Raw genomic sequence first — 22,902 nt, forward strand, 5'->3', positions numbered from 1 at the left:
ACAACTTTACCTCTTAAGTATAATCTTAATTATAAACATGTATTTTTTATGCATGTTTGTGGTAGCATCAATATTGTAGTTGAGTCAACCAGCATCAAGAGACGCTTGAGGGCAAGATAATGCTGAATATCACCGATAAAAAAGTGGAAGAAAAAATCCCCGCATGGCTGCGATTAGGCTTTCGGCCGTTTTTTCTGTTTGGGTCGATTTACGCCATTGTTGCGATCGCGTTGTGGGTGTGGATGTTCCAAGGCGGACAGCCAAACGCATTAGCCGTGCCTGCATTATGGTGGCACGTACATGAAATGTTGTTCGGTTTTTCGATGGCCATTGTAGTTGGCTTTGTACTGACCGCGGTACAAAACTGGACTGGCATTAATGGTACCAAGCATTACATGCTTCTGGCTTTATTTGGCTTGTGGTTAGTGCCCCGCATATTGCTTTGGACACAAGCACCGTTATGGTTAACCAGCAGTATCGAAGCGGTATTTTTACTGTTTGTCGCCTATGAGGTGGGCATTCGTGTGTATCGAGCCAAAGGTTGGCGTAATTTGTTTTTCGTTCCACTGTTTCTTTTAGCCATCTTTGCGAACTTTGCAAGCTACGCAACGATAAAAGGTATGCCGCCCTTTAGCTCTTCAGCGGTGTGGCAAGCAATGCTGTGGTGGTTTACCTTGCTGTTGTCAGTGATGGGCGGACGTGTAATTCCATTTTTTACTGCGCGTCGATTTAATTTCGAAAAAGCGCAACCATTGGCTTGGTTAGAGTGGTTCGCGAACTTGCCATTGGTAATGCTATTTGTGCTGAGCTTTTTCCCTGTGACGTTTGCAGAACTAGGTAGTCCTTTGATGCTATTTGCAGGTGTTGCTCAGTTGGTGCGTTTTGTTCGCTGGAAACCTTGGTTAACCCTGAACGAGCCTTTAGTATGGTCGCTGCATGCTGCGTATTTGTGTTTACCACTAAGCTTAATTTTGCGAGGCGTCTGGGGAGATGCATTTGCCAGCCATAACCTCATTCACCTGTTTGCGATAGGTGCGTTAGGCGGTTTGATTTTAGCGATGATTACACGGGTGACGATGGGACATACTGGTCGCATGATCTACAAAGGGCCAAACATGAGCCTTGCGTTTGCAGCGATTACCGCGGCAGCTTTGGTTCGCAGTTTCGCCGTGATCTTTGATCCAGCGAACATGATACTGTGGATTGATATCAGCGGTGGATTATGGATTGTTGCGTTTGGGCTATTTGTGTGGCGCTTTGGTGTGATGCTTGTGACCCCTCGTGTGGATGGTCACCCCGGATAAGATTCTAATGTGAGTAGAGAAAAGAGGAGCCGCGTGCTCCTCTTTTGGTTTTTGTTCTTTATAGGTTTAGTGTTTATTCGTCTTCGTCGTCCGCTTTATTCGTGAGCCCCAAGCGTTTAAATAGCCACCACTCTAGACCAAAAATGACAATTAAGGCGATGCAGAACCAGGTGAATGCCATGGTGGAATCCACGCCTGGCATTCCACCAACATTGATACCGAGTAAACCTGTTAAGAAGCTGGTTGGTAGAAAAATCGTTGCTACCAAAGTAAACAGGTAACTGTTTTTATTGGTTTTCTCATCACGATGATGTTTGATCTCTTCTTGGAAAAGCGCCACTTCTCCAAGATAAAACTCAAGTGTTTCATTTATGCGCGTAATATTATTGTGTGCGAAGCGATATTGATGAGGTCTCAAAGCAATCAATTCTGATTCTGACTCCACAAGATCACGGATAGCGTACTGCTGAGGGCGAATAAAACGCTTGATAGAAATCAGTGCTTTTTGAGTCGCCATATGTTTGTACGTCGACTCATCATTCACGTCGAACTGGTTTAGTGTTTCTTCAATCGTATCAAGGTAAATGTCTATTTTACTGTTTAATCCTTCAATGATCTGATGAAGTAAACTGGCAAGACTTTTTGGGCCTTTGTGTTCCGCTAATGCTTGGCGAATCTCCATGATCGCGCGTGATGGAATTTTACGAGTTGAAATGAGTGCGCCTTGAAAGTAGAGAATTCGAATACTAAGCATATCTTCTGGTGATGCATTGCCGTTCATATTGACGCCTCGTAAAATCAACATGAAGTTCTCGTCATCCAAAGGATGGAAAGATGGTCGGCTTTCGTCGGCTAATAGATGATCAACCGTAGCTCGAGGTACTTGGTTCTGCTCCAGCCAACCACGAATATCAGGATGCAGCCGTTCGCAATGGTACCAATGCTTAGCTTGAATTTGCTCTGCCGTGGTGGATTGTTGAGTTGCTTCTGGGGTTGAGAAGTCCCAATGTTCAATCATAAAACCCATTTTCTTTTCCTTGTTTGAGCCGATACCAAAATAACCTCAAGATACTTCTTTCGCGAGAATTGCATTGCCATACAGAGGCAATACTCTGAGTACGGTACTCTGAAGTCATTGATGCATTATTTTTCAAATGAGTATGATTGTATTTAACGCCAAATGTCTATGAATAGTTGTTCTTATTTGCAATCGAGTGGAGCGCACCAAGGTGTTGTGCTTAAACAACAAAACAAAAAGCCTGCAACTAAGCAGGCTTTATTGTGGGGGAGGGAGGGGAGCTGTTAGCCAACTTGAGAAAGATTAACCACTTTCTGTTGTAGCTTTTTCTTTAAATAGTCCGTTAAGGCCTGTTTTTCTTCCTCGTTCATGTAAAGACCAAGCTTAGTACGGCGCCATAAAATGTCTTCATCGGTCATTGCCATTTCATGGTTCATTAAGTAATCGATCTCACGTTGGTAAACACCACCGGCTTGTGTCGAGAACGTTTGTCCTAAGTCAGCTTCACTTGTTGTACCTTCCATTAAGTTCCACGTTTGGGTACCAAACTGAGTGACATAACGAAGAATCAATGCTTCTGGCGCCCAAGTGTATTTAGCATGAATTTGTTTCGCTAATTGTTCACGACTACAGCTGAAGTTACCACCAGGAAGGGTTTGGTTGGCCGTCCAGTCTTTACCCATTTCAGGTAGGAACGGAGCAAGTTTCTTCATTGCTGCTTCACCTAACTTACGGTAGGTCGTTAACTTACCACCAAAAACAGAAAGCAGAGGTGCATGGTCGTATTCCGCATCGAGCTCTAGCGTGTAGTCTCGTGTGATTGCTTGCGGAGAGTCAGATTCATCGTCACATAAAGGACGAACACCGCTGTATGTCCAAACTACATCTTCGCGAGTCAACTGGTGGACAAAGTGTTGGTTTACGATATCAATGAGGTAATCGACTTCGTCATCTGAGATCGACACTTCACGTGGGTCACCTTTGTATTCCACATCTGTTGTACCAATGATTGAGAACTTATCTAAGTAAGGAATCATAAATACGATGCGATTGTCTTTGTTTTGAAGAATGTAGGCTTGCGGTTCGTTGTGGATACGAGGAACAACGATGTGCGAGCCTTTGATTAAGCGAATGTTACGAGGAGAGGCTTGCTCTAATCCATCATCAAAGAACTGTTTTACCCAAGGCCCCGCAGCATTGACTAACGCTTTCGCTTTACGTTCGAAACGTTGGTCTGTCATCACATCGTGAATAGTAACATGCCAGATACCACCTTCACGGTGTGCTTTTTCCACGCGGCAGTAGTTACGCACTTCAGCATGGTTTTCGCGAGCCGCAAGAACGTTCAGTAATACTAAACGTGCATCATCAACCCAACAGTCAGAGTATTCGAAACCCGTTTTCATCTCTGGTTTTAGCAAGCCAGATTTCGCAAGGTTGACGGTTTTACTGCCTTGCAGCGTCGTACGTTTACCCAAGTTATCGTAAAGGAAAAGGCCACAACGAATCATCCAAGCTGGGCGTAGGAATGGGCGATGCGGTAAACGGAAACGCATTGGTAATGCGACGTGTGGTGCTTTACGAAGAATAACCTCACGCTCTGCGAGCGCTTCCGAAACTAAACGAAACTCGTAGTGTTCAAGGTAGCGTAAACCGCCGTGTATCAGTTTAGAACTTGCTGAAGAAGTCGCAGATGCGAAGTCATGTGCTTCATATAAGCCAACACTCAAACCTCGGCCAGCTGCGTCTGCTGCAATACCAGCTCCGTTAATGCCGCCACCGATTACGATCAAGTCTAAGGTAGTGGATGAGCTAGTAGTGGAAGCATTATTTTGTATACTCATAAATTTGACCTCTTGGTGAGCGAACGAGCATTTTAGAACATAATGTAATCCTAGCTCAGGTTTCGTTTGTGATCATCTATTATTTTCGTTTGTGAGCGTTTTGTGTGATTTAGACACAAAAAAACCTCTGTCTAATTAAGACAGAGGTCATTTGAGGGGGAGTTATACGATTGACGTTACTCGTTTTCGGAGTTTGATTCGTTAGCTTCAACCACTTCAAGTGGGATAGAAGCTTCCTTCAAAATTGACAAGATTTCTTCTGGTGGCTGCTTATTGGTAAAGATCATGTTGAGCTGTGCAATATTGCCTAGTTTCACCATAGCATTGCGCCCGAACTTGGTGTGGTCTACGGCAAGAAATACACTACGGCTATTGTCAATGATCGCTTGTTTGACCCGGACTTCGTGGTAATCAAAGTCTAATAGCGAGCCATCGAAGTCGATACCGCTAATGCCGAGAATACCAAAGTCGAGACGGAACTGTTTAACGAAATCGAGGGTAGCCTCGCCAACAATACCGCCGTCTCTGCTGCGGACTTCTCCACCCGCTAAGATGACTTTGATTTCAGGGTTAGGGAAAAGAATGGTCGCAACATTGATGTTGTTGGTGACAACACGCAACTGTTTATGGTTTTTATTGAGCGCTCGCGCAACTGCTTCTGGTGTGGTGCCGATATCGATGAATAGTGTGGCACCATCTGGAATGTGTTTGACTACCTCGTCTGCAATGACATCTTTTTCATTGAAGTTGAGCGCTTTACGCGTGTTGTAAGATGTGTTTTCAGAACTGAGAGGAATAGTGGCTCCACCGTGATAACGACGAATTTTGTTGTCATCGGCGAGTTCATTGAGATCGCGTCGGATGGTTTGTGGGCTGACATTGAATCTTTCTACTAACTCATCCGTGCTGACATAGCCTTGTTTTTTCACCAGCTCAACAATCTGCTGGTGTCGAGGTATTTGCTTCACTTACCACTCCCTTGTGCATTGGTAACGGCCAATGCTTCAAATTCGAAGCTCTATTGTGCTCGAATTTGCTCGTTGTGAGAAGTAAGCGAGTTCAGGAATCGGGGATAAAGCGCAAAAAGAGCGCACAAATGGCGCTCTTTTTTTCTTATGGAGATGAGATTAATCTTCTTCGTCGTGAAGTTCAGACCAGGTTTGTGCACATTTCACTGCACGTTTCCAACCCTTGTAACGACGATTGCGTTTTTCTTCATCATCGTGTGGCTCAAAGGTGCGATCAAGTACCGCTTTATTCTGCAACTCATCAATGCTATCCCAGTAACCAACTGCAAGGCCGGCAAGGTAGGCTGCACCAAGAGCGGTAACCTCAGTTACTTGAGGGCGGTGTACTTCTGTGTTCAATACATCGGATTGGAATTGCATTAGGAAGTTGTTCGCTACTGCACCACCATCGACGCGAAGGTTCGCAAGCTTAATACCTGAGTCAGCTTGCATCGCATCCAGTACGTCACGAGTTTGATAAGCGATGCCTTCTAATGTTGCACGGATGATATGGTTTGAATTCACACCGCGAGTAAGGCCGACAATCGTGCCACGTGCGTAGGCATCCCAGTATGGTGCACCTAAACCAGTAAATGCAGGCACGACATAAACGCCGTTTGATGTATCCACTTTTGTCGCGAAGTATTCAGAGTCTTCTGCACCGTTTAGGATTTTCAATTCATCGCGTAGCCATTGGATAGAAGCCCCACCCATGAATACGGCACCTTCAAGTGCATAAGCTGGTTCGCCTGCAGGACCACAAGCCAAAGTAGTTAGAAGGCCATGTGTCGAAGTGACTTTTTCTTGGCCAGTATTCATTAGCAAGAAACAACCCGTACCGTAAGTGTTTTTCGCTTGACCCGCTTCAACACACATTTGGCCGTAAAGCGCCGCTTGTTGGTCACCTGCGATTCCAGAAATAGGAATACGAGTACCGCCTTTACCACCGATGTTGGTTTTACCGTAAATTTCCGATGAGCGCTTCACTTCTGGCATCATAGATGCTGGAATGCCAAGCTCATCTAACATTTTTTGATCCCAACATAGATCGTTGATGTTAAACAGCATGGTACGCGATGCGTTAGTGTAGTCGGTTACGTGAACGCGACCTTGAGTCATCTTCCAAACTAACCAAGTATCGACAGTACCAAACAACAGCTTACCTGCTTCTGCGTCTTCTCGTGCGCCTTCAACATTGTCCAGAATCCATTTAACTTTGGTACCGGAGAAGTAAGGGTCAAGCACCAAACCAGTGTTGTCACGTACATAGTTTTCGAGACCGCGTGCTTTTAAATCTTCACAGATATCAGCAGTACGGCGACATTGCCATACGATCGCATTGTAAACGGGTTTACCTGTTTCTTTATTCCAGACGATGGTCGTTTCACGCTGGTTAGTAATACCGATAGCCGCTAATTGGTCGCTACGGATGCCAGACTTAGCTAGAGCTTCTACTAAAGTAGAGCTTTGTGTTGCCCAGATCTCCATTGGATCATGTTCAACCCAACCAGCTTCTGGATAAATCTGAGTAAATTCGCGTTGCGCGACGCTTACGATGTTCGCATCATGATCAAGAATCACTGCGCGAGAGCTTGTTGTACCTTGGTCTAGGGCAACAATGTATTTTTGCTCAGTCATGGTAAGAATCCTTTTGTTTCGTTATTTATATTTTAGTAAATGTTCGAGTTACGTCAGTTTTAAGCTCTAGCTTCTTCTGTTTCTTCTTCCGTCTCACATTGGTTTGGAATCGTGCAACCGTGACCTTGTTGTGGAAGGTAAGCGGCAATCGCTTTTGGATACAACCAACCACCAAAACACGCACCTGCAATCGGAGCAAGTAAAGGCACGATAAAGTAAGGAATGTCTTTAGCACCTGTCAGAGCGTAATCCCAACCAGCGAAGTAAGCGAACAGCTTTGGTCCAAAGTCACGAGCAGGGTTCATCGCAAAGCCTGTTAGTGGGCCAAGTGAACCACCGATGACGGCAATCAAAATACCGATCAATAGAGGGTTCATTGCGCCACGTGCCGCGCCGTTATTTTCATCGCCCAGAGCCAGAATCGCAAACATCAGCACAGCAGTGATAACGAATTCCACAGCAAAAGCACCAAAGAAAGAGAGGGAGGCATGCGGATAGGTTGAGAAGATACCAGCAGTTGCTAGTGCATCTTGGCTGCTGCGAACGAAGTTATGAGCGATTTCGTAGTCGGTGAAAAGGTTGCTGTATAAGCTGTATACCAATGCAGCAGAACAGAATGCCCCAAGCATTTGAGCGATAATGTATGGCACCACTTTCGCCTTATCAAAACCATGGAACATAGCAAGTGCGATGGTAACGGCAGGGTTGATGTGTGCACCAGAGACGCCAGCCGTACAGTAAATAGCGATGGCGACACCGAAGCCCCATACAATACTGATTTCCCATTGTCCAAATGATGCGCCTGTTAGAACTAAGGCTGCAACACAGCCTACGCCGAAGAAAATAAGTAGTCCTGTACCGATAAACTCGGCCAAACATTCTCCAAGCAGAGAGGGGTGCTTGTTCGTTGTCATGTTAAAAGTCCTTTGATCATTTTTGCCTGTCTAGCACGATACTATTGTACATATATAAACGTTTTCGAAAACAAACGAGCGTTAAAAATGAGCGTTTGAGCATAAATTTGTTAATCAAAGTCTTCGTTTTTGTTAAATAGCGCATCTTTTAACCGGAAAAGAACGCAACGAAAATAATTTATTTGTCACGAGGCCAGTGTTGAGAGCGCTCAAATTACCGATGTGAAAAAGAATGCACAACTGGTAAGAGGAGTTTTGTGAAGCTGCTACGTGCTTGGAGACTTATTGCACAGAACTTGTGTAGCAATTAACCCTAAAGGAGTAGCGGAATGTCAAATGTATCAAGGGATAGCAGTGATATAAAAAATACGCTGTCATGTTTGGACTTTTAGAAAAAATCGTCATCCCATTGGTACCAATAGGATGAGTTGAGAAGAGAATAAACGCTGTTAATGTCTTGTGTTTGTGAATCATTGCTTCGGCTTGTATTCAAATAAAAATTGTTTTTTTATTTCGTTTGATGCTAAACGTGATCGTTTTTCAGCTTTTTAGTTATTAGTTGGTTCGGAGCGAGTAGGGCAGGCGTAAATCGCCCTTTTTACGGTTAGTTTATGTTCTAATTCGAGCCTTTGTTTCAAAGGTTTCGAATTGGAATGCTCAAGTGAGAGGTTTGAATATCAGTTTCATATTAACGAATCTTGAGTAAAGTTGAACGATGATCTAATTAATGCTCATATAATTTACTGTATTTACTTATATTTAATCCATGTGCAACATTTGTCACAGAAATAAAATCCTAACTTCATACAATTCATGAACTCTCGAACGAAGATTTATTTTGTTTCGTTCGCTCCTTTTGTGTTTTTACCATCGCATACAAAATAATGAGGTTCCTATGTTTGGAATATTCAAACCTAAGGCGCACATTGATCGTCTGTCCCCTGGCAGCATCGATAGCACCTACTCTCGCCTCCGTTGGCAACTCTTTATCGGTATCTTTGTTGGCTACGCCGGTTACTATCTAGTTCGTAAAAACTTCAGTTTGGCGATGCCTTATCTTATCGAGCAAGGCTTTAGCCGCGGAGACTTAGGTGTCGCCTTGGCAGCTGTTTCCATTGCATATGGTCTCTCTAAGTTTCTAATGGGCAGCGTTTCAGACCGCTCCAACCCTCGCTATTTCCTTAGTGGCGGCCTATTGATGTCTGCATTAGTGATGTTTTGCTTTGGCTTTATGCCATGGGCGACTGGTAGCGTCACTGCGATGTTCATTTTGCTTTTCTTAAACGGTTGGTTCCAAGGGATGGGGTGGCCTGCTTGTGGCCGAACCATGGTGCACTGGTGGTCACGTAAAGAGCGTGGTGAGATCGTTTCGGTTTGGAACGTGGCGCACAACGTGGGTGGTGGCTTGATTGGTCCACTATTTATTCTTGGCCTGTGGGCATTTAACGATGATTGGCGCACTGCATTTTATGTTCCTGCATTTTTCGCCACGTTGGTTGCTGTGTTTGTTTGGATGACGGTTCGCGATACCCCTCAGTCTTGTGGTCTGCCTCCTATTGAAGAATACAAAGACGATTACCCAGATGACTATGACAAGTCCCATGAACAAGAAATGACAGCGAAGGAAATCTTCTTCAAATACGTCTTCAACAACAAACTTCTTTGGTCGATTGCAATTGCAAACGCATTTGTTTACCTAATTCGTTACGGCGTACTGGACTGGGCACCTGTTTACCTAAAAGAAGCGAAGGATTTCTCGGTAGATAAATCGTCATGGGCTTATTTCTTATACGAATGGGCTGGCATTCCAGGAACACTATTGTGTGGTTGGATCTCTGACAAATTGTTCAAAGGTCGTCGTGCACCTGCTGGTATCTTATTTATGGTGTTAGTGACAGTTGCAGTGATGGTTTATTGGTTTAACCCTGCAGGCAACCCAACAGTAGATATGATGGCGCTTATTGCAATTGGCTTCCTAATCTATGGTCCGGTTATGCTGATCGGTTTGTACGCACTTGAACTCGCTCCGAAGAAAGCCGCAGGTACTGCCGCTGGTCTTACTGGTCTGTTTGGATACCTGGGTGGGGCAGTTGCCGCAAACGCGATTTTGGGCTACACCGTAGACCACTTTGGCTGGGATGGTGGCTTTATCATCTTAGTGGGTTCTTGTATTACTTCTATCGTGTGTTTGATGTACGCCTTCTTAGGTGAACGTGCGCACCACGAGCAAAAAGAGCGCGAGAAGGAAGCGCTAGCGTAATATTTATTTAAAGAGGCAGTGGAATACTGCCTCTTCGCTTTATCAAGGAAATAACAATGAAAACAAAGTCAGTATGTCTTACTTTTTTAGCACTTAGCCTTTCTGCTGGTGCGATTGCGAAGCCGCTTGTCATTGCGCACCGTGGCGCATCGGGCTACTTGCCTGAGCACACGCTAGAAGCCAAAGCACTTGCTTACGCAATGAAACCTGACTACATAGAGCAAGATGTGGTAATGACGAAAGACGACCAGTTGGTCGTGTTGCATGACCATTATCTCGATCGCGTAACGGATGTTGCGGAGCGTTTTCCTGATCGTGCACGTAAAGATGGTCGTTATTACGCGATTGATTTCACTCTGGCGGAAATCAAATCCTTGCGAGTTACCGAAGGGTTCAACATCGATGAGAAAGGCAACAAAGTAGCGGGCTATCCAACCCGATTCCCTATGTGGAAATCTGATTTCACCGTGCCGACATTTGCTGAAGAGATTGAGCTGATCCAAGGCTTAAACAAAACGCTGGGTTATGACATCGGTATTTACCCAGAAATTAAAGCGCCTTGGTTCCATCGTCATGAAGGTAAGGACATTTCTAAAGCAGTACTTAAAGTCTTGAAGCAGTACGGTTACGGCTCTCAAGACGACAAAGTCTACCTTCAGTGTTTTGATGCGAATGAACTTCAACGCATCAACAGTGAACTCATGCCTGCAATGGACATGGACTTAAAGCTCGTTCAGCTTATGGCTTACACGGACTGGAACGAAACTATGGTGTACAAAGGTGACAAGGCAACACCATACAGTTATGACTGGATGTTCGAAGCCGACGGCATGAAGAAAGTAGCGAGTTACGCGGAAGGAATTGGACCTTGGAAGCCGATGTTGGTGGATGATAAATCAACCAAAGACAATATCATCATCAAGCCGTTGATGAAGGCTGCAAAAGACGCTGGCTTGCAAGTGCATCCATACACGTTCCGCGCCGATCCAGGACGCATTCCCGCGTACACTGACAGCTTTGAAGGCATGATGGATGTGTACTACAACCAAGTAAAAGTGGATGGTTTGTTTACTGATTTCCCAGATAAAGCGGTCAGCTTTTTAAATCAGTAATCACGCATTTTGCTGTAAGCTAAAAATCCCCCAACAGTTTCCTGCTGGGGGATTTTTCTTAACTATTTATTAGTTGTTTTTATGCAGTTCGCTGTTCAGTTCAACCGCGCTCTTGTTAGCAAGACATTCGATTTGACCTGTTACAGAGTTACGACGGAACAGTAGGTCAGACACACCAGCAAGATCGCGTGCTTTCACTACTTCTACTTCTTGGCCAGCAGAATCTAGCATGCGCACTTTAGAACCAGCAGTTACGTATAGACCTGATTCGATGGTACAACGGTCACCCATTGGGAAGCCAAGACCTGCGTTCGCGCCTAGTAGCGAGTTTTCACCGATAGAAACCACCACTTTGCCGCCGCCAGATAGCGTACCCATGATAGATGCGCCGCCGCCGATGTCAGAGCCGTTACCAACCACTACACCAGCAGAGATACGGCCTTCAACCATGCTCACGCCAGTTGTACCCGCGTTGAAGTTGATGAAGCCTTCGTGCATTACCGTTGTGCCTTCGCCAACGTGTGCGCCAAGACGTACGCGAGAAGTGTCAGCGATACGAACGCCAGTTGGTACCACGTAGTCCACCATTTTAGGGAACTTGTCTACACAATCTACGCTTAGTGCACGACCCGCTAGGCGAGCTTCGATTTGACGCTCTGCTAGTTCAGGTAGGTCGATTGGACCTTCGTTAGTCCATGCGATGTTGTGTAGTAGACCGAAGATGCCGTCTAGTACCGTGCCGTGCGGTTGAACTAGGCGGTTAGAGATAAGTTGAAGTTTTAGGAAACCTTCAGCAACGCTTTGTGGCTGCTCGTCAGTTGCAAGGATAACCAGTACAAGTGGTTGTGCTGATTCTGCTGCTTTTGCTGCGAAAGATGCGTTTGCCGCATCGCCGTTTGCTTCAAATGCTGCTGCCAGTTCTGCGCTTTGTGCTGCAGAGATCTCGATAGCTTGGTTGCCTTGCTCGTAACCTGCTACTGCTGCTAGTGCGTTAACAAGCGCTTCGCTTGGGTTAAGAACTGGGTTTGGGAAAAACGCTTCGATGATTTTGCCGTCGCGGTTTTTAGTTGCCGTACCAAAGGCTAGAGAGAAGAAAGCCATAGTTGATCTCCATGTGTTGAGTCTTGTGTCTCGTCTGTTCACTGACAAGAAATAATTAAGTTGTCAGTCATCATAAAGAGAGTATTGGGGAGTTTAAAGAGGGGAATTGGAGAAAGTCCGTAGATGGATACCTTTTGTCTTTTTAGAGATATGTTTGTCTGATGAGAAATGTGTCGCAAAAGCCTTATCAGACCGATTTGGGGTAAAGACAAAGTGAAGTTGAAGAAGGGGGCTTAGCAAAAAATAAGGGGAGGACCGAAGTCACTCCCCCTACACTGGGTTTGTTGGATTTACTGGCTTTAGATTGTAAAGCGATAAATCGATTTAGAGACTTAGCTCACCGACCTCTACTGCAAGTGCAACCGTTGCACCTACCATTGGATTGTTGCCCATACCGATGAAGCCCATCATCGCTACGTGTGCAGGTACTGAAGAGCTGCCCGCGAATTGTGCATCGGCGTGCATGCGACCCATAGTGTCGGTCATGCCGTAAGAGGCAGGACCCGCCGCCACGTTATCTGGGTGTAGAGTACGACCAGTACCACCACCTGATGCCACAGAGAAGTAAGGCATGCCTTCACGGTTACGTTCTGCTTTGTAGATACCTGCTACAGGGTGTTGGAAGCGAGTCGGGTTGGTTGAGTTACCGGTGATGCTCACGTCTACTTGCTCTTTATGCATGATAGCCACGCCTTCACGTACATCGTCTGCACCGTAGCAAAGGATCTCACCTCGTGGACCTTGGGAGAAACGGCGACGTTCTACTTCCACTAACTCTCCAGTTTGGTAGTTGTATTGAGTGCGTACGTAAGTGAAACCGTTAATGCGTGAGATTAGGTAAGCGGCGTCTTTACCCAAGCCATTTAGGATCACTTTCAACGGATTTTTGCGTGATTTGTTTACGTTCAATGCGATTTTGATTGCGCCTTCTGCCGCTGCGAATGACTCATGGCCCGCAAGGAAAGCGAAACAGCCACTTTCTTCATTCAGTAGGCGAGCCGCCAAGGCACCGTGACCGATACCCACTCGGCGTTGCTCTGCTACGCTGCCCGGTTTTGTGCAGGCTTGAAGGCCTTCACCGATGATGTTTGCAGCTTCTTCTGCTGTTTTTGCACCGCGGAAAATCGCCAAAGCAGTGCCTAGCGTGTAGGCATCGGCAGCGCTTTCAAACGCGATAGGTTGAGTGTCCATAACCAGCGCTTTAGGGTCGATACCACGATCCATACAGTATTGGTAAGCCTCTTCCAGAGAAGAAAGTTGCATTTCGTCTAATGTGCGACGTACAGATTCAGTAATTGGAGTGTTCATAATCTCTTTCCTCTTGGTGGCAATTATTGTTGGCGTGGGTTGATGGTAGATACGGCTTCGTCAAAACGACCGTAAGTCCCCGTTGCGTTGTCTGCGGCTTCTGCTGCAGGTACGCCTTCGTTGATGGCTTTCATCATCTTGCCGAGGTTGAGATATTGGTAACCAATCACTTCTTTGTTTTCGTCTAGCGCGAGTTTTGTTACGTAGCCTTCAGCTAACTCCATGTAACGCACGCCTTTTGCTTTAGTTGAGTAGCTAGTACCCACTTGGCTGCGTTGAGTTTGACCAAGGTCTTCCAGTGCCGCACCAATTTCCAAGCCGCCTTCAGAGAAAGCAGATTGAGTACGACCGTAAACAAATTGAAGGAAGATTTCGCGCATCGCGACGTTAATAGCATCACATACCAAGTCGGTATTCAGTGCTTCAAGAATGGTTTTGCCTGTTAGGATTTCTGCGGCCATCGCTGCTGATTGAGTCATGCCTGAACAGCCGATCGTTTCGATCAAAGCTTCTTCGATGATGCCGTTTTTGACGTTAAGGGTCAGTTTTGCTGCGCCTTGTTGAGGAGCACAAGCGCCAACTCCGTGGCTAAGACCAGAAATCGCGATAACGTCTTTTGGATTGATCATTGCGCCTTCAACAGGGATCGGTGCAGATGCATGAAGCTCGCCGCGTTGAATCGGGCACATTGATTGGATTTCGTGTGAATATTGCATAATGTTTTCCCAGTGTACGATATCCAGCCTATTTGTCAGTCTCAACGGCGTTGACTGCTCTTATTCGCTCCATCAAATAGAAAACTATGTTCAGGAGGTTCATGCGTTTGTCGCCTTGTTGAGTTAACAACTATTTTGGATATCTTTTTAATTTTTGAGAAAACAGGAGCGGGGTTGGAGAAGAGTTGAATTGCTCACTACAGAACTCTCGCTTTCACAACATAAGCGAAAGCACTTCCAACAGGGCTGACCTGTTTTCGTTTCTGTAGGAGTTATTAGCTTTAACAGCGGTTCGAATCTTTCGATTCCGGTGGCACCCCATCACCGGACCCATTTAGACTAGATCTAAGTCACACTAATCCGCAACATGAAATTTAGAGCAATTTGGGATATTAAATCGGTTCTTTATATTCTCAGAGATATATGGAGATAAACGGAAGGAATAAAAAAACGCCGCATAATGCGACGTTTTTTCTAAACAAATAAGAGGCTTATGCAGCGTCTTCTTGCTCGCTATCTTCTTCAACAGCTTCAAGCTTCTTTGCTTTTTTTGGTGCAGGTTTACGTTTTGCACCAAGAGCGTAAAGCACTTCTTCTTTGTTTTGCGCAAGGAACATTGCAAGATCTTCTTGCTTACCTTCGTCTTCTAGAAGTTCACTTTTACCCAGCAGTGAGAATAACTCGTCTGCCATATCCAGCATTTTGTCGTATGCGTCAGCTTCCGCTTTAGAGGTAAAAGTCATTTTCTCTTCTCCATTGCGTTCTACCACGTACTTGACGATTACAGCCATGGTTGGTCCCCTAATTTGGTGTATTGATACTGGCTTTTTATACAGTTTTTGACCAATCAAGTCTAGCGACAAGCCTCAGAATGAGAGACACGTACAACTAACTGACTAGCATTTAAACTATCTTGGTTTCACTTTGCGGATTTGTCCGCCAAAGGAAGGTTTGTTGGTCGCTCCCAATCTTGGCAAAATTCGATAAACGTTTTGAGCAATGGGCTTTGATATTTCTCTTTATGAACCAGTAACCAGAAGCGACGTTTCATATCTAAAGGCATGTCGAGCAGTTTTACGCGGCCGTCACGAATAGCAGGTTCTGCAGACAAACGTGACAAACAGCCCAAGCCTAACCCTGCCGATACTGAGTTGATCAACGCTTCGGTGGTATTGAGCTGAAAAGCTTCATGCCAATGTTCCAAGCGCGGCGCGACAACGCGCATAAAAAATTCGCGTGAACCAGAGCCTGCCTCTCGCAATATCCATTCACTGTTTTCTAGCTCGGTTAAGTTTACTGGCCCTTCGTGCGCGGCTGGGGAATTGGGCGCGCAAATCACGCACATTTCATCTTCGCTAAACTGGGTAGACTGCAATTCAGGGTGAAGTGTTTTGCCTTCAATGAGGGCTATGTCTAACTCGTAATCGGTCAGCATGTCGCAGATTTGTGCGGAGTTAGAAATGAACAGACTTTGAGAACGATGGTTCGTTTGCTGACGAAATTCGCTAAGCAAATAGGGCGCGACTTGGTTGCCAATGGTGTCGCTGGCACCAATGCGAAGTTGGCCCGATAGCGCTTGGTCACCATCGAAAATGCTCTCGATGTCCTTGGCTCGGTTGAGTAATTCATCCGCCAGTGGCAGTAGTTTTTGACCTTCTTGGTTCAAAATCAGTCGGTTATTAACACGATCAAATAAGTGATGGCCGATCTGCTTTTCTAATTCTGAGAGTGCCATGCTCACTGCGGCTTTCGATAAAAAGAGACTATCAGAAGCCGCTGTGAGCGTTTTGTGCTGCGTGATCGTCGTAAACACTTTCAGTTGTTTAAGAGAAATGTGACTTGCCATACCCCACCGTTAAGTAATTCTGAACGTTTGTTTTAAATAATTAGATATATCGGAACGAAGTGCAAGCGTATTATACGTCTCATCAAGAGTGAGTCTGGTTGAGGTCATCATGATTCAAAGAACAAAAGCAAAAGTAATGGGAGCGCCAACTCCAATGGCGGGTTTGGCTCTTGGTATTGCAAGCTTGGGCTGGAGTTGGGAAAACTTCGCCGAATTACATGGCTACGGACAGTGGATTAGTGCGGGTATCGCGAGCATATTGTTGGCTATATTGGCAACCAAGTTTTTGCTACATAATCATCTATTGAGACAAGATCTTGCTCATCCGGTTGTGGGCAGCGTGGTTCCGACATTTGCGATGGGCACTATGGTGGTATCGAACTCTCTCGGCCATTTTTACCCATTAGCTGGCGATGCGCTTTGGCTGATTGCGGTGGTTTTGCACATCGTATTCTTGGTGAGCTTTGTTTACCATCGCGCCAAAGATTTTGAATTGCACCACATGGTTCCTAGTTGGTTTGTACCGCCTGTGGGTATCATCGTTGCGGATGTGTCTTTCTCTGGCAACCCGATGCTAGCACCAGTGGCACAAGGTGCATTGATGTTTGGTATGGTGGCGTACGCGATCATGTTGCCGATGATGATTTACCGTTTCATGTTCACCCATGAAATTCCGGATGCAGCGAAACCAACAATGGCAATCATGGCAGCGCCAGCAAGTCTATCATTGGCAGGGTACTTAACGGTCACTGCGACACCATCACCAGTGATCATCGCTATGCTATTTGGTATCGCGGTATTGATGACAGCCATCATATATCTCGCGTTCTTTAAATTGCTTAGACTGCCATTCAGCCCTGGCTATGCAGCGTTTACCTTCCCGATGGTGATCGGTGCGACGGCGCTGTTTAAAATGGCGAATTGGATGGAGTTGCAAGGATTGGCTGCGCACTATGTTCAACAAGTGCGAGGCTTAGCTGGCCTTGAGTTGATTGTGGCAACATTTGTTGTCTCTTATGTGGCCTTACAATACATCAACAACTTGTTGATTCAGCCACGCTTGATGCACGCTCATCACGCTTAAATAGCAGATAGGAAAAAGCCTCTTGGTCTTACAACCAAGAGGCTTTTTTATTTCAATCGGCGTCGATGTTGGACGCTAGCCTTTTTTGTAAAATCGCGACATCTCATCCAGAGAATGACGAATAATATCGACAGGAACTTTCTGTTCTTTCTCGACTTTTAACTGGCGATTCAGTTGCTGAGAGTGCCCGCCAGGGTTGACCACAAGCATCAGTTCTTTGCCGACCAATGCATAGTTGTAGTAGCTGCCTGCAATATACCAATCGCGAGAGGCAGAGCTATCAAACAAGTTATGACCAACGCTGTATGAACTCGTTGTGCCTTGAACGTCAAACAGCGTATTCATCATGGTTGGCACGACGTCAAAATGGGTCGTGCGGTAATCAACTTGCTCTGGCTGACGATTTGGCATGTACACGTAAAGAGGCACATGCACTTGAACGTCACTGTAATTACCCGTGTGGCCCCAATAGTTCATCTTATGGTCATTAAACTCTTCACCATGATCTGATGAAATCACCACAATGGTGTTGTCTAAGTCGACGTTTTTCAGCACATCACCAATCAAGCTGTCGATGTAGTACAACGAGTTCTTGTATCGATTGTGGTAAAGCGAAGCGTCAAAATCGTTGTTGAGCAAAATGTGGTCAACGCGTTCCCAGTATGGTTTGAATTTCGCAAATTCAGGTTCAGGAAACACCGTGCCGTGGGCGGCATCGTAGAACAGAAAACCAAAGTACGGCTTGTCGCTGTCCTGCTTTTGGAACTCGATGAACTTGTCTGTTATCTGCTGATCGCGCTCGACAGCTGTTTCCCCAGTTTGTTTCAGGGTCAAGTCCGACACTTTTTTGAATACCGTGCGAGAGAGTGGCGGGCTGGTGAGCGGTGCTGAGCCAAAAATGCCCATGCGGTAGCCTTCTGCTTGCAGCGTATCCATAAACACAGGAGAGCGTTGACTTGCGTAAAAGCTTTCCCAGTAGGTTGCTGGCAAGCTGTAAAACAGGCTGAAAATACCCGCTTGAGTTGAGTTGCCGCCGCTCATATGTTGTGTGAAATTCACCGTTTTTTCGGCGAACTTGCTGACATTTGGCATGACTTCCGGCGTCGCATCACTGTAGCGCCACGCGTCAACCAAGATAAACAAAACATTGGGCTGTTTCTCTTTGCTTTGCACTTGAATCGGCGCAAGCGGGTAGTTGAGTGAGCTACGTTCAATGTTGGTTAACTCTACGCGGTTCTTCGATGCAATGTTCTCATCCACTAGGTCGTGTTTGTAAATAAATTTACGAGCCGTCAGCGGGTAGTAAAGTGGCCAGTTATTCGAAAACTGACTGACTTCATCGTCGTAAAGTGCGTTTTTGTACGCATGAATCATCTGCGTGCTAAGCAATACAGCAAACCAAACGCTGATCAAAACGAACTTAGCTCGGCTTTGTGCCAGTTTATTACTTACCCAAACGGTACAGGCGAGCCCGATCACCAGAACGGCAACTTCACTGACGAAGATAAGCCAACTCATCCAAGAAATATCGAAGACATCACCGCCACCTTCGAAAAACATACGGATTAATAGGGCGTTGATGTGAAGTTTGTATTGCTGAAAAACGAGGATATCGACTTTAAACATGATCAATAGACAGATCGCGATAGCGATCACGATACCTTTGAATGCTCGAGTCGGTAGAAAAGAGAGCAATAAACTCAACAACATAAATGGAAGAGCGATCAAGCCCAGCCAGCCATATTGAGTCGAAACCAAATAGTAACCTTGCAACAAGGTTAGCGGTTCATTCTGATTGTTAGACAACACAAAAGGATAACAAGCGATCGACAGGTACACTGCAAAGCAAGCAAAAAAAGCAATCAGCCAAGCGCTGTTGGAAGACAGTTTGTGAAACATACTTTTTGTTTGTTTATAAATTATGGGTAGAGGGAGTATAAAACAGTGTTTTTTATTATGGAATAGTTGCGACGAATGTCACATTTTGTATGGAAGTGTCAGACTTGATTGACATGTGAAAATTCAGAAGATTCATACTCTATTTGAGTGATATATAACCTTTTGTTTTTTCCGAACGCGAGATCACTGCGGGTTTAAATGGGGCTGTGCTAAGCTAGCTAACAGTTTCAATCGGCGCTCGGTATCCCCAATTTGTTTACTGTTTATCACTCCAACCAAGTTGACGTTCTTAAGTCACTCCTTGTCGAACTGATTCGAATCAGTCCGCTGGAAAACCCGTTCGAAAAAGAACAAATTCTGGTTCAAAGTCCGGGCATGTCCCAGTGGCTAAAAATGGAATTGGCCAAAGAGTTTGGTGTTGCCGCGAACATTGATTTTCCGCTTCCTGCTACCTTCATTTGGGAAATGTTTACGCAGGTGTTGCCAGACGTGCCAAAACGCAGTGCGTTTAACAAAGAAGCGATGACGTGGAAGTTGATGCATCTGCTGCCGGGGCTTCTCAACCAAGACGTGTTTTCGCCGTTAGCGCAGTACCTCAAAGATGACAGTGATCACTCTAAGCTGTATCAGCTGGCTGAGAAAATTGCCGATATTTTCGATGGTTACTTGGTGTATCGTCCGGAGTGGATCGCAAGTTGGGAAGCTGGGCTGAGTGTGCCAGAGCTGGAAGATGAGCATCCGTGGCAGCCGATCTTATGGCAAGCGTTGTACGATCACACTGTGTCATTAGGACAGTCTCCATATCACCGTGCCAACCTTTATGAGCACTTTATCGACACGTTAGAGAGTTTTAACGGCAATTTTGACCATTTACCCAAGCGTTTGTTTGTTTTTGGCATTTCTTCGTTGCCGCCTCGCTATATGGATGCGCTAAAAGCAATTGGTGAACACATCGACGTGCATCTGATGTTCACCAACCCGTGTCGTTATTACTGGGGTGAAGTTCGAGATCGCAAATATCTGGCTCGTTTGGCGGCGAAACATCGTCAGCACGTTGTGTGGCAGGACGATCACTCGGAAGTGCAAGGTGAAACTGAGCAACTGAAAGGATCACTGGAAGATAATGTGATCGATGAGCTGCACACCGATGTGGTCGGAAACAGTCTGTTGGCATCCATGGGTAAACTCGGGCGCGACAATATGTATCTGTTGTCTCAGCTGGAATCTCATGAAATTGAAGCCTTTGTTGATGTTGAGCGCGACAGTCTGCTCCATCAATTGCAAGCGGATATTCTCAATCTTGAAGAACATCAAGATGACCAACAGATTGAAAACAGTCATCACAAACAAGTGGTTAGCTTGGGTGATAAATCACTGAGCCTACACGCTTGTCACAGCCCGATGCGTGAAGTGGAAGTGCTGCATGATCAACTGTTGGCGATGTTCGATGCTGACCCAACGTTAAAACCGCGCGATATTATCGTGATGGTCGCGGACATCAACGCTTACAGCCCTGCGATTCAGGCGGTCTTTGGTAACGCGCCGGGTGAGCGTTTTATTCCATATTCGATTTCTGACCGAACCGCCGATCAAGAGAGCCCAATTCTGGCCGCATTTATGCAGTTGGTGAACTTACCCAATACGCGCTGTTTGGCATCAGAACTACTCGAACTTCTGGAAACTCCGGCGATATTAAAGCGTTTTGAACTCAGCGAAGGTGATTTCTTACAAGCTAAACAATGGGTTGAGGAATCGGGAATTCGCTGGGGGTTGGACGCCAATACCGGACGCGAATTTGAACTGCCGGAAACTCGTCAAAACACATGGCAATTTGGTATTCAACGCATGTTGCTTGGCTACGCGATGCCAGAATCCGCAGGCTTGTTTGAAACCGAGCAAGGCAGTTTGTCTCCGTACAACGAAGTGCAAGGCATGGGCGCAGAGCTGGCGGGCAAGTTGGCACACTTTATCCAACAAATTAGCACTTATCGAAGCAAACTTTCTCATGTTCAAACTATCGATGGTTGGCGAGAGACTTTGGTTTCACTGCTGGATGACTTCTTCTCGGTTGAGTTAGAAGGCGAAATGGCGCTCAAATCCATTCGCGATACGCTCAGCCAACTCAAAGAGCAATTAGCTGATGCCGCATTTGATGATGCGTTATCGCCGTCGATCATCAGCCAATACCTTCAAAACAAATTATCTGGCACACGAGTCAGCCAGCGCTTCCTTGCTGGTCAAGTGAACTTTTGTACCCTGATGCCGATGCGCTCTATTCCGTTTAGAACCGTTTGTCTACTGGGGATGAATGACGGCGTGTACCCACGCTCCATGCCGCCAGAAGGCTTTGACTTGATGACAGGAAGAACCAAACCGGGCGACCGTTCGCGCCGAGATGATGACCGTTACCTATTCCTCGAAGCGATGTTGTCTGCACAGCAAACGCTCTACATCAGTTATGTTGGCCGTTCAATCCAAGACAACACCGAGCGAGTGCCTTCGGTTCTGGTTTCTGAGCTGATGGAATACTGTCACCAAAACTATTGTCTAAGTGGTGATGAAGCGTTGCCCGTTGATGAGTCTGGCGACAACTTATTAAATGCGTTAGTGAATACCCACGCCATGGTGCCGTTTAGCCCAAGTGCGTTCCAAGGCATGCACGCCAGCTACGCGAAAGAGTGGATTCCAGCGGCATTGACTCAAAGTAGTCAATCGCAAGGCTATGTTCGTCGTGATTTTAATCGGGCATTAGACGACTATCTGTTAGGAGCGACGTTCCCACTTGAGCTCGACTTAGTCGAGTTGCAACGTTTCTGGCGCTTACCTGTGCAGTATTTTTTCAATCGTCGTTTAAAAGTAATCTTTGAACCGCCGCTACCGGTGATGGAAGACGACGAACCCTTTGTTTTAGGTGGTTTGGAAAGCTATCAAATGCGTGATGAGCTGTTAGAAACCTTGCTTGAAACGACATTGATGCAGCCAGAGAAAAAAACAGAGGTGCTTAAACACTTTATGAGTCAACAGCGCGCGCAAGGCAAACTGCCGGTGGGGGCGTTTGGTGATATCGAATTTGAAACTAACCGAGTTCAGGCGGAAGAGCTGGTGGATAAACTGGCGTTTTTATCTGGTGCGCCTCAAGACGATTTGGAAATCGACCTGACGTTTGATTCCTTGTTTGAGCGAAATGAAGGCGAAGAGAAAAACGTTCGCCTAACAGGTTGGCTAACTCAATGCTACCAATCCGGTTTGATTCGCTATCGAAGCGGTAAGATTCGATCGCAGGATTACCTTGCAGCGTGGATCGATCACCTTGCCATGTCGGCGTCGGGTCATGCTAAGAAAACCCACATCATTGGTTACGATCGTAAAGAAGGCGCGCTGCATTTGATCTACCCAGAAATTGCCGATGCGCAGTATGCCAAACAGCTACTGACTGAATTGGTTCGCTTGTTCTTCGAAGGCATGACTAAGCCTATGCCTTATTTCCCGAAAACGGCGTTGGCTTGTGTTGAAGCGGGCTTTAGCCGCGGTCAGTGGGTCGATGACGAAGAGAAATCTTTGAAGAAAATGGCTGACGCATTCAATGATGGCTTCATGAGCCCGGGCGAAGGCAGTAATGCGTACATCTCTCGAATTTGGCCTGCTTGGAATGATGAGTTGGCCTCAGAAGTTCGTTTGCTGACAGCATTAGTACTGCAAGGTGCGCGCTTAGCGGTTCAAGACGCTGATGATGTAAAAGCGTGATAAAGAAAGTTGGATAAAGAGAAGGAAGAGTAGGGTGGCCGTCAGAAAATCATTATTTTTTGTAGGGCGTTCGCTGTACGGCCACAAGGTCAGAGGGACCATGATAC

16 protein-coding genes and 1 riboswitch are annotated in these 22,902 nt (G+C 45.9%); of the genes, 5 read left to right on the top strand and 11 right to left on the bottom strand.

What is annotated here, in order from left to right; translation table 11 throughout:
- Positions 1-119: 119 nt before the first annotated feature.
- Complete coding sequence (locus tag R7Q39_RS08720; RefSeq protein ID WP_005380186.1) at positions 120-1,304, top strand: NnrS family protein; 1,185 nt, start codon at positions 120-122, stop codon at positions 1,302-1,304.
- Positions 1,305-1,377: 73 nt separating this feature from the next.
- On the opposite strand, the gene R7Q39_RS08725 is transcribed toward R7Q39_RS08720, so the two are convergent.
- The 5 genes from R7Q39_RS08725 to R7Q39_RS08745 form a co-directional block, all read right to left on the bottom strand.
- The gene (locus tag R7Q39_RS08725; RefSeq protein ID WP_005380188.1) at positions 1,378-2,331 is read right to left on the bottom strand and encodes a CorA family divalent cation transporter; all 954 of its coding nucleotides are present in this window, start codon (positions 2,329-2,331) and stop codon (positions 1,378-1,380) included.
- Between the two features lie 275 nt (positions 2,332-2,606).
- On the bottom strand, positions 2,607-4,166 hold the full coding sequence (gene glpD / locus R7Q39_RS08730; RefSeq protein ID WP_005391703.1) for a glycerol-3-phosphate dehydrogenase: 1,560 nt from the start codon (positions 4,164-4,166) through the stop codon (positions 2,607-2,609).
- Positions 4,167-4,342: 176 nt separating this feature from the next.
- A complete protein-coding gene (locus tag R7Q39_RS08735; protein ID WP_005380192.1) occupies positions 4,343-5,134 on the bottom strand; it encodes a DeoR/GlpR family transcriptional regulator in 792 nt (263 codons plus the stop codon).
- 159 nt (positions 5,135-5,293) lie between these two features.
- Positions 5,294-6,811, bottom strand: a complete 1,518-nt coding sequence (glpK, locus tag R7Q39_RS08740; RefSeq protein ID WP_005380193.1) for a glycerol kinase GlpK — start codon at positions 6,809-6,811, stop codon at positions 5,294-5,296.
- A 59-nt stretch (positions 6,812-6,870) separates the two neighbouring features.
- Positions 6,871-7,725 carry an MIP/aquaporin family protein gene (locus R7Q39_RS08745; RefSeq protein ID WP_005380195.1) on the bottom strand — a complete coding sequence of 285 codons (855 nt, stop codon included), beginning with the start codon at positions 7,723-7,725 and terminating at the stop codon, positions 6,871-6,873.
- Positions 7,726-8,620: 895 nt separating this feature from the next.
- On the opposite strand from R7Q39_RS08745, the gene glpT reads away from it, so the two are divergent.
- Positions 8,621-9,985, top strand: a complete 1,365-nt coding sequence (gene glpT / locus R7Q39_RS08750) for a glycerol-3-phosphate transporter (RefSeq protein ID WP_005380199.1) — start codon at positions 8,621-8,623, stop codon at positions 9,983-9,985.
- 56 nt (positions 9,986-10,041) lie between these two features.
- Positions 10,042-11,097 carry a glycerophosphodiester phosphodiesterase gene (gene glpQ, locus R7Q39_RS08755; RefSeq protein WP_005380201.1) on the top strand — a complete coding sequence of 352 codons (1,056 nt, stop codon included), beginning with the start codon at positions 10,042-10,044 and terminating at the stop codon, positions 11,095-11,097.
- 69 nt (positions 11,098-11,166) lie between these two features.
- On the opposite strand, the gene dapD is transcribed toward glpQ, so the two are convergent.
- The 5 genes from dapD to R7Q39_RS08780 form a co-directional block, all read right to left on the bottom strand.
- Complete coding sequence (gene dapD / locus R7Q39_RS08760) at positions 11,167-12,198, bottom strand: 2,3,4,5-tetrahydropyridine-2,6-dicarboxylate N-succinyltransferase (protein WP_005391708.1); 1,032 nt, start codon at positions 12,196-12,198, stop codon at positions 11,167-11,169.
- A 324-nt stretch (positions 12,199-12,522) separates the two neighbouring features.
- Entirely contained in the window at positions 12,523-13,506 is a 984-nt protein-coding gene (locus tag R7Q39_RS08765) for a GGGtGRT protein (RefSeq protein WP_009707468.1), read from the bottom strand.
- A gap of 23 nt (positions 13,507-13,529) precedes the next feature.
- Positions 13,530-14,222 (bottom strand): iron-sulfur cluster assembly scaffold protein, encoded by a 693-nt coding sequence (locus tag R7Q39_RS08770; protein ID WP_318075998.1) that lies wholly within the window; start codon positions 14,220-14,222, stop codon positions 13,530-13,532.
- 259 nt (positions 14,223-14,481) lie between these two features.
- Positions 14,482-14,557: riboswitch (Fluoride riboswitch) on the bottom strand.
- A gap of 156 nt (positions 14,558-14,713) precedes the next feature.
- Positions 14,714-15,013: a YebG family protein gene (locus tag R7Q39_RS08775; RefSeq protein WP_005380208.1), complete on the bottom strand. Its 300-nt coding sequence runs from the start codon at positions 15,011-15,013 to the stop codon at positions 14,714-14,716.
- Between the two features lie 128 nt (positions 15,014-15,141).
- Entirely contained in the window at positions 15,142-16,068 is a 927-nt protein-coding gene (locus tag R7Q39_RS08780) for a LysR substrate-binding domain-containing protein (RefSeq protein WP_017636009.1), read from the bottom strand.
- A 109-nt stretch (positions 16,069-16,177) separates the two neighbouring features.
- Between R7Q39_RS08780 and R7Q39_RS08785 the strand changes: the two genes are divergently transcribed.
- Complete coding sequence (locus R7Q39_RS08785; protein ID WP_017636010.1) at positions 16,178-17,152, top strand: TDT family transporter; 975 nt, start codon at positions 16,178-16,180, stop codon at positions 17,150-17,152.
- A 75-nt stretch (positions 17,153-17,227) separates the two neighbouring features.
- On the opposite strand, the gene R7Q39_RS08790 is transcribed toward R7Q39_RS08785, so the two are convergent.
- Positions 17,228-19,051 (bottom strand): DUF3413 domain-containing protein, encoded by a 1,824-nt coding sequence (locus R7Q39_RS08790; protein ID WP_318075999.1) that lies wholly within the window; start codon positions 19,049-19,051, stop codon positions 17,228-17,230.
- A gap of 252 nt (positions 19,052-19,303) precedes the next feature.
- On the opposite strand from R7Q39_RS08790, the gene recC reads away from it, so the two are divergent.
- Positions 19,304-22,795, top strand: a complete 3,492-nt coding sequence (recC, locus tag R7Q39_RS08795) for an exodeoxyribonuclease V subunit gamma (protein ID WP_318076000.1) — start codon at positions 19,304-19,306, stop codon at positions 22,793-22,795.
- Positions 22,796-22,902: the final 107 nt, after the last annotated feature.

The sequence above is a fragment of the Vibrio sp. 947 genome (genome assembly GCF_033339115.1).
GTDB lineage: Bacteria > Pseudomonadota > Gammaproteobacteria > Enterobacterales > Vibrionaceae > Vibrio > Vibrio alginolyticus.

Excerpts from the sequence above, each read along its gene's own strand:
- R7Q39_RS08720 (WP_005380186.1), top strand. The coding sequence starts at position 120 with ATGCTGAATATCACCGATAAAAAAGTGGAAGAAAAAATCCCCGCATGG.
- R7Q39_RS08725 (WP_005380188.1), bottom strand. The coding sequence starts at position 2,331 with ATGGGTTTTATGATTGAACATTGGGACTTCTCAACCCCAGAAGCAACT.
- glpD (WP_005391703.1), bottom strand. The coding sequence starts at position 4,166 with ATGAGTATACAAAATAATGCTTCCACTACTAGCTCATCCACTACCTTA.
- glpK (WP_005380193.1), bottom strand. The coding sequence starts at position 6,811 with ATGACTGAGCAAAAATACATTGTTGCCCTAGACCAAGGTACAACAAGC.
- R7Q39_RS08745 (WP_005380195.1), bottom strand. The coding sequence starts at position 7,725 with ATGACAACGAACAAGCACCCCTCTCTGCTTGGAGAATGTTTGGCCGAG.
- glpT (WP_005380199.1), top strand. The coding sequence starts at position 8,621 with ATGTTTGGAATATTCAAACCTAAGGCGCACATTGATCGTCTGTCCCCT.
- glpQ (WP_005380201.1), top strand. The coding sequence starts at position 10,042 with ATGAAAACAAAGTCAGTATGTCTTACTTTTTTAGCACTTAGCCTTTCT.
- dapD (WP_005391708.1), bottom strand. The coding sequence starts at position 12,198 with ATGGCTTTCTTCTCTCTAGCCTTTGGTACGGCAACTAAAAACCGCGAC.
- R7Q39_RS08765 (WP_009707468.1), bottom strand. The coding sequence starts at position 13,506 with ATGAACACTCCAATTACTGAATCTGTACGTCGCACATTAGACGAAATG.
- R7Q39_RS08770 (WP_318075998.1), bottom strand. The coding sequence starts at position 14,222 with ATGCAATATTCACACGAAATCCAATCAATGTGCCCGATTCAACGCGGC.
- R7Q39_RS08775 (WP_005380208.1), bottom strand. The coding sequence starts at position 15,013 with ATGGCTGTAATCGTCAAGTACGTGGTAGAACGCAATGGAGAAGAGAAA.
- R7Q39_RS08780 (WP_017636009.1), bottom strand. The coding sequence starts at position 16,068 with ATGGCAAGTCACATTTCTCTTAAACAACTGAAAGTGTTTACGACGATC.
- R7Q39_RS08785 (WP_017636010.1), top strand. The coding sequence starts at position 16,178 with ATGATTCAAAGAACAAAAGCAAAAGTAATGGGAGCGCCAACTCCAATG.
- R7Q39_RS08790 (WP_318075999.1), bottom strand. The coding sequence starts at position 19,051 with ATGTTTCACAAACTGTCTTCCAACAGCGCTTGGCTGATTGCTTTTTTT.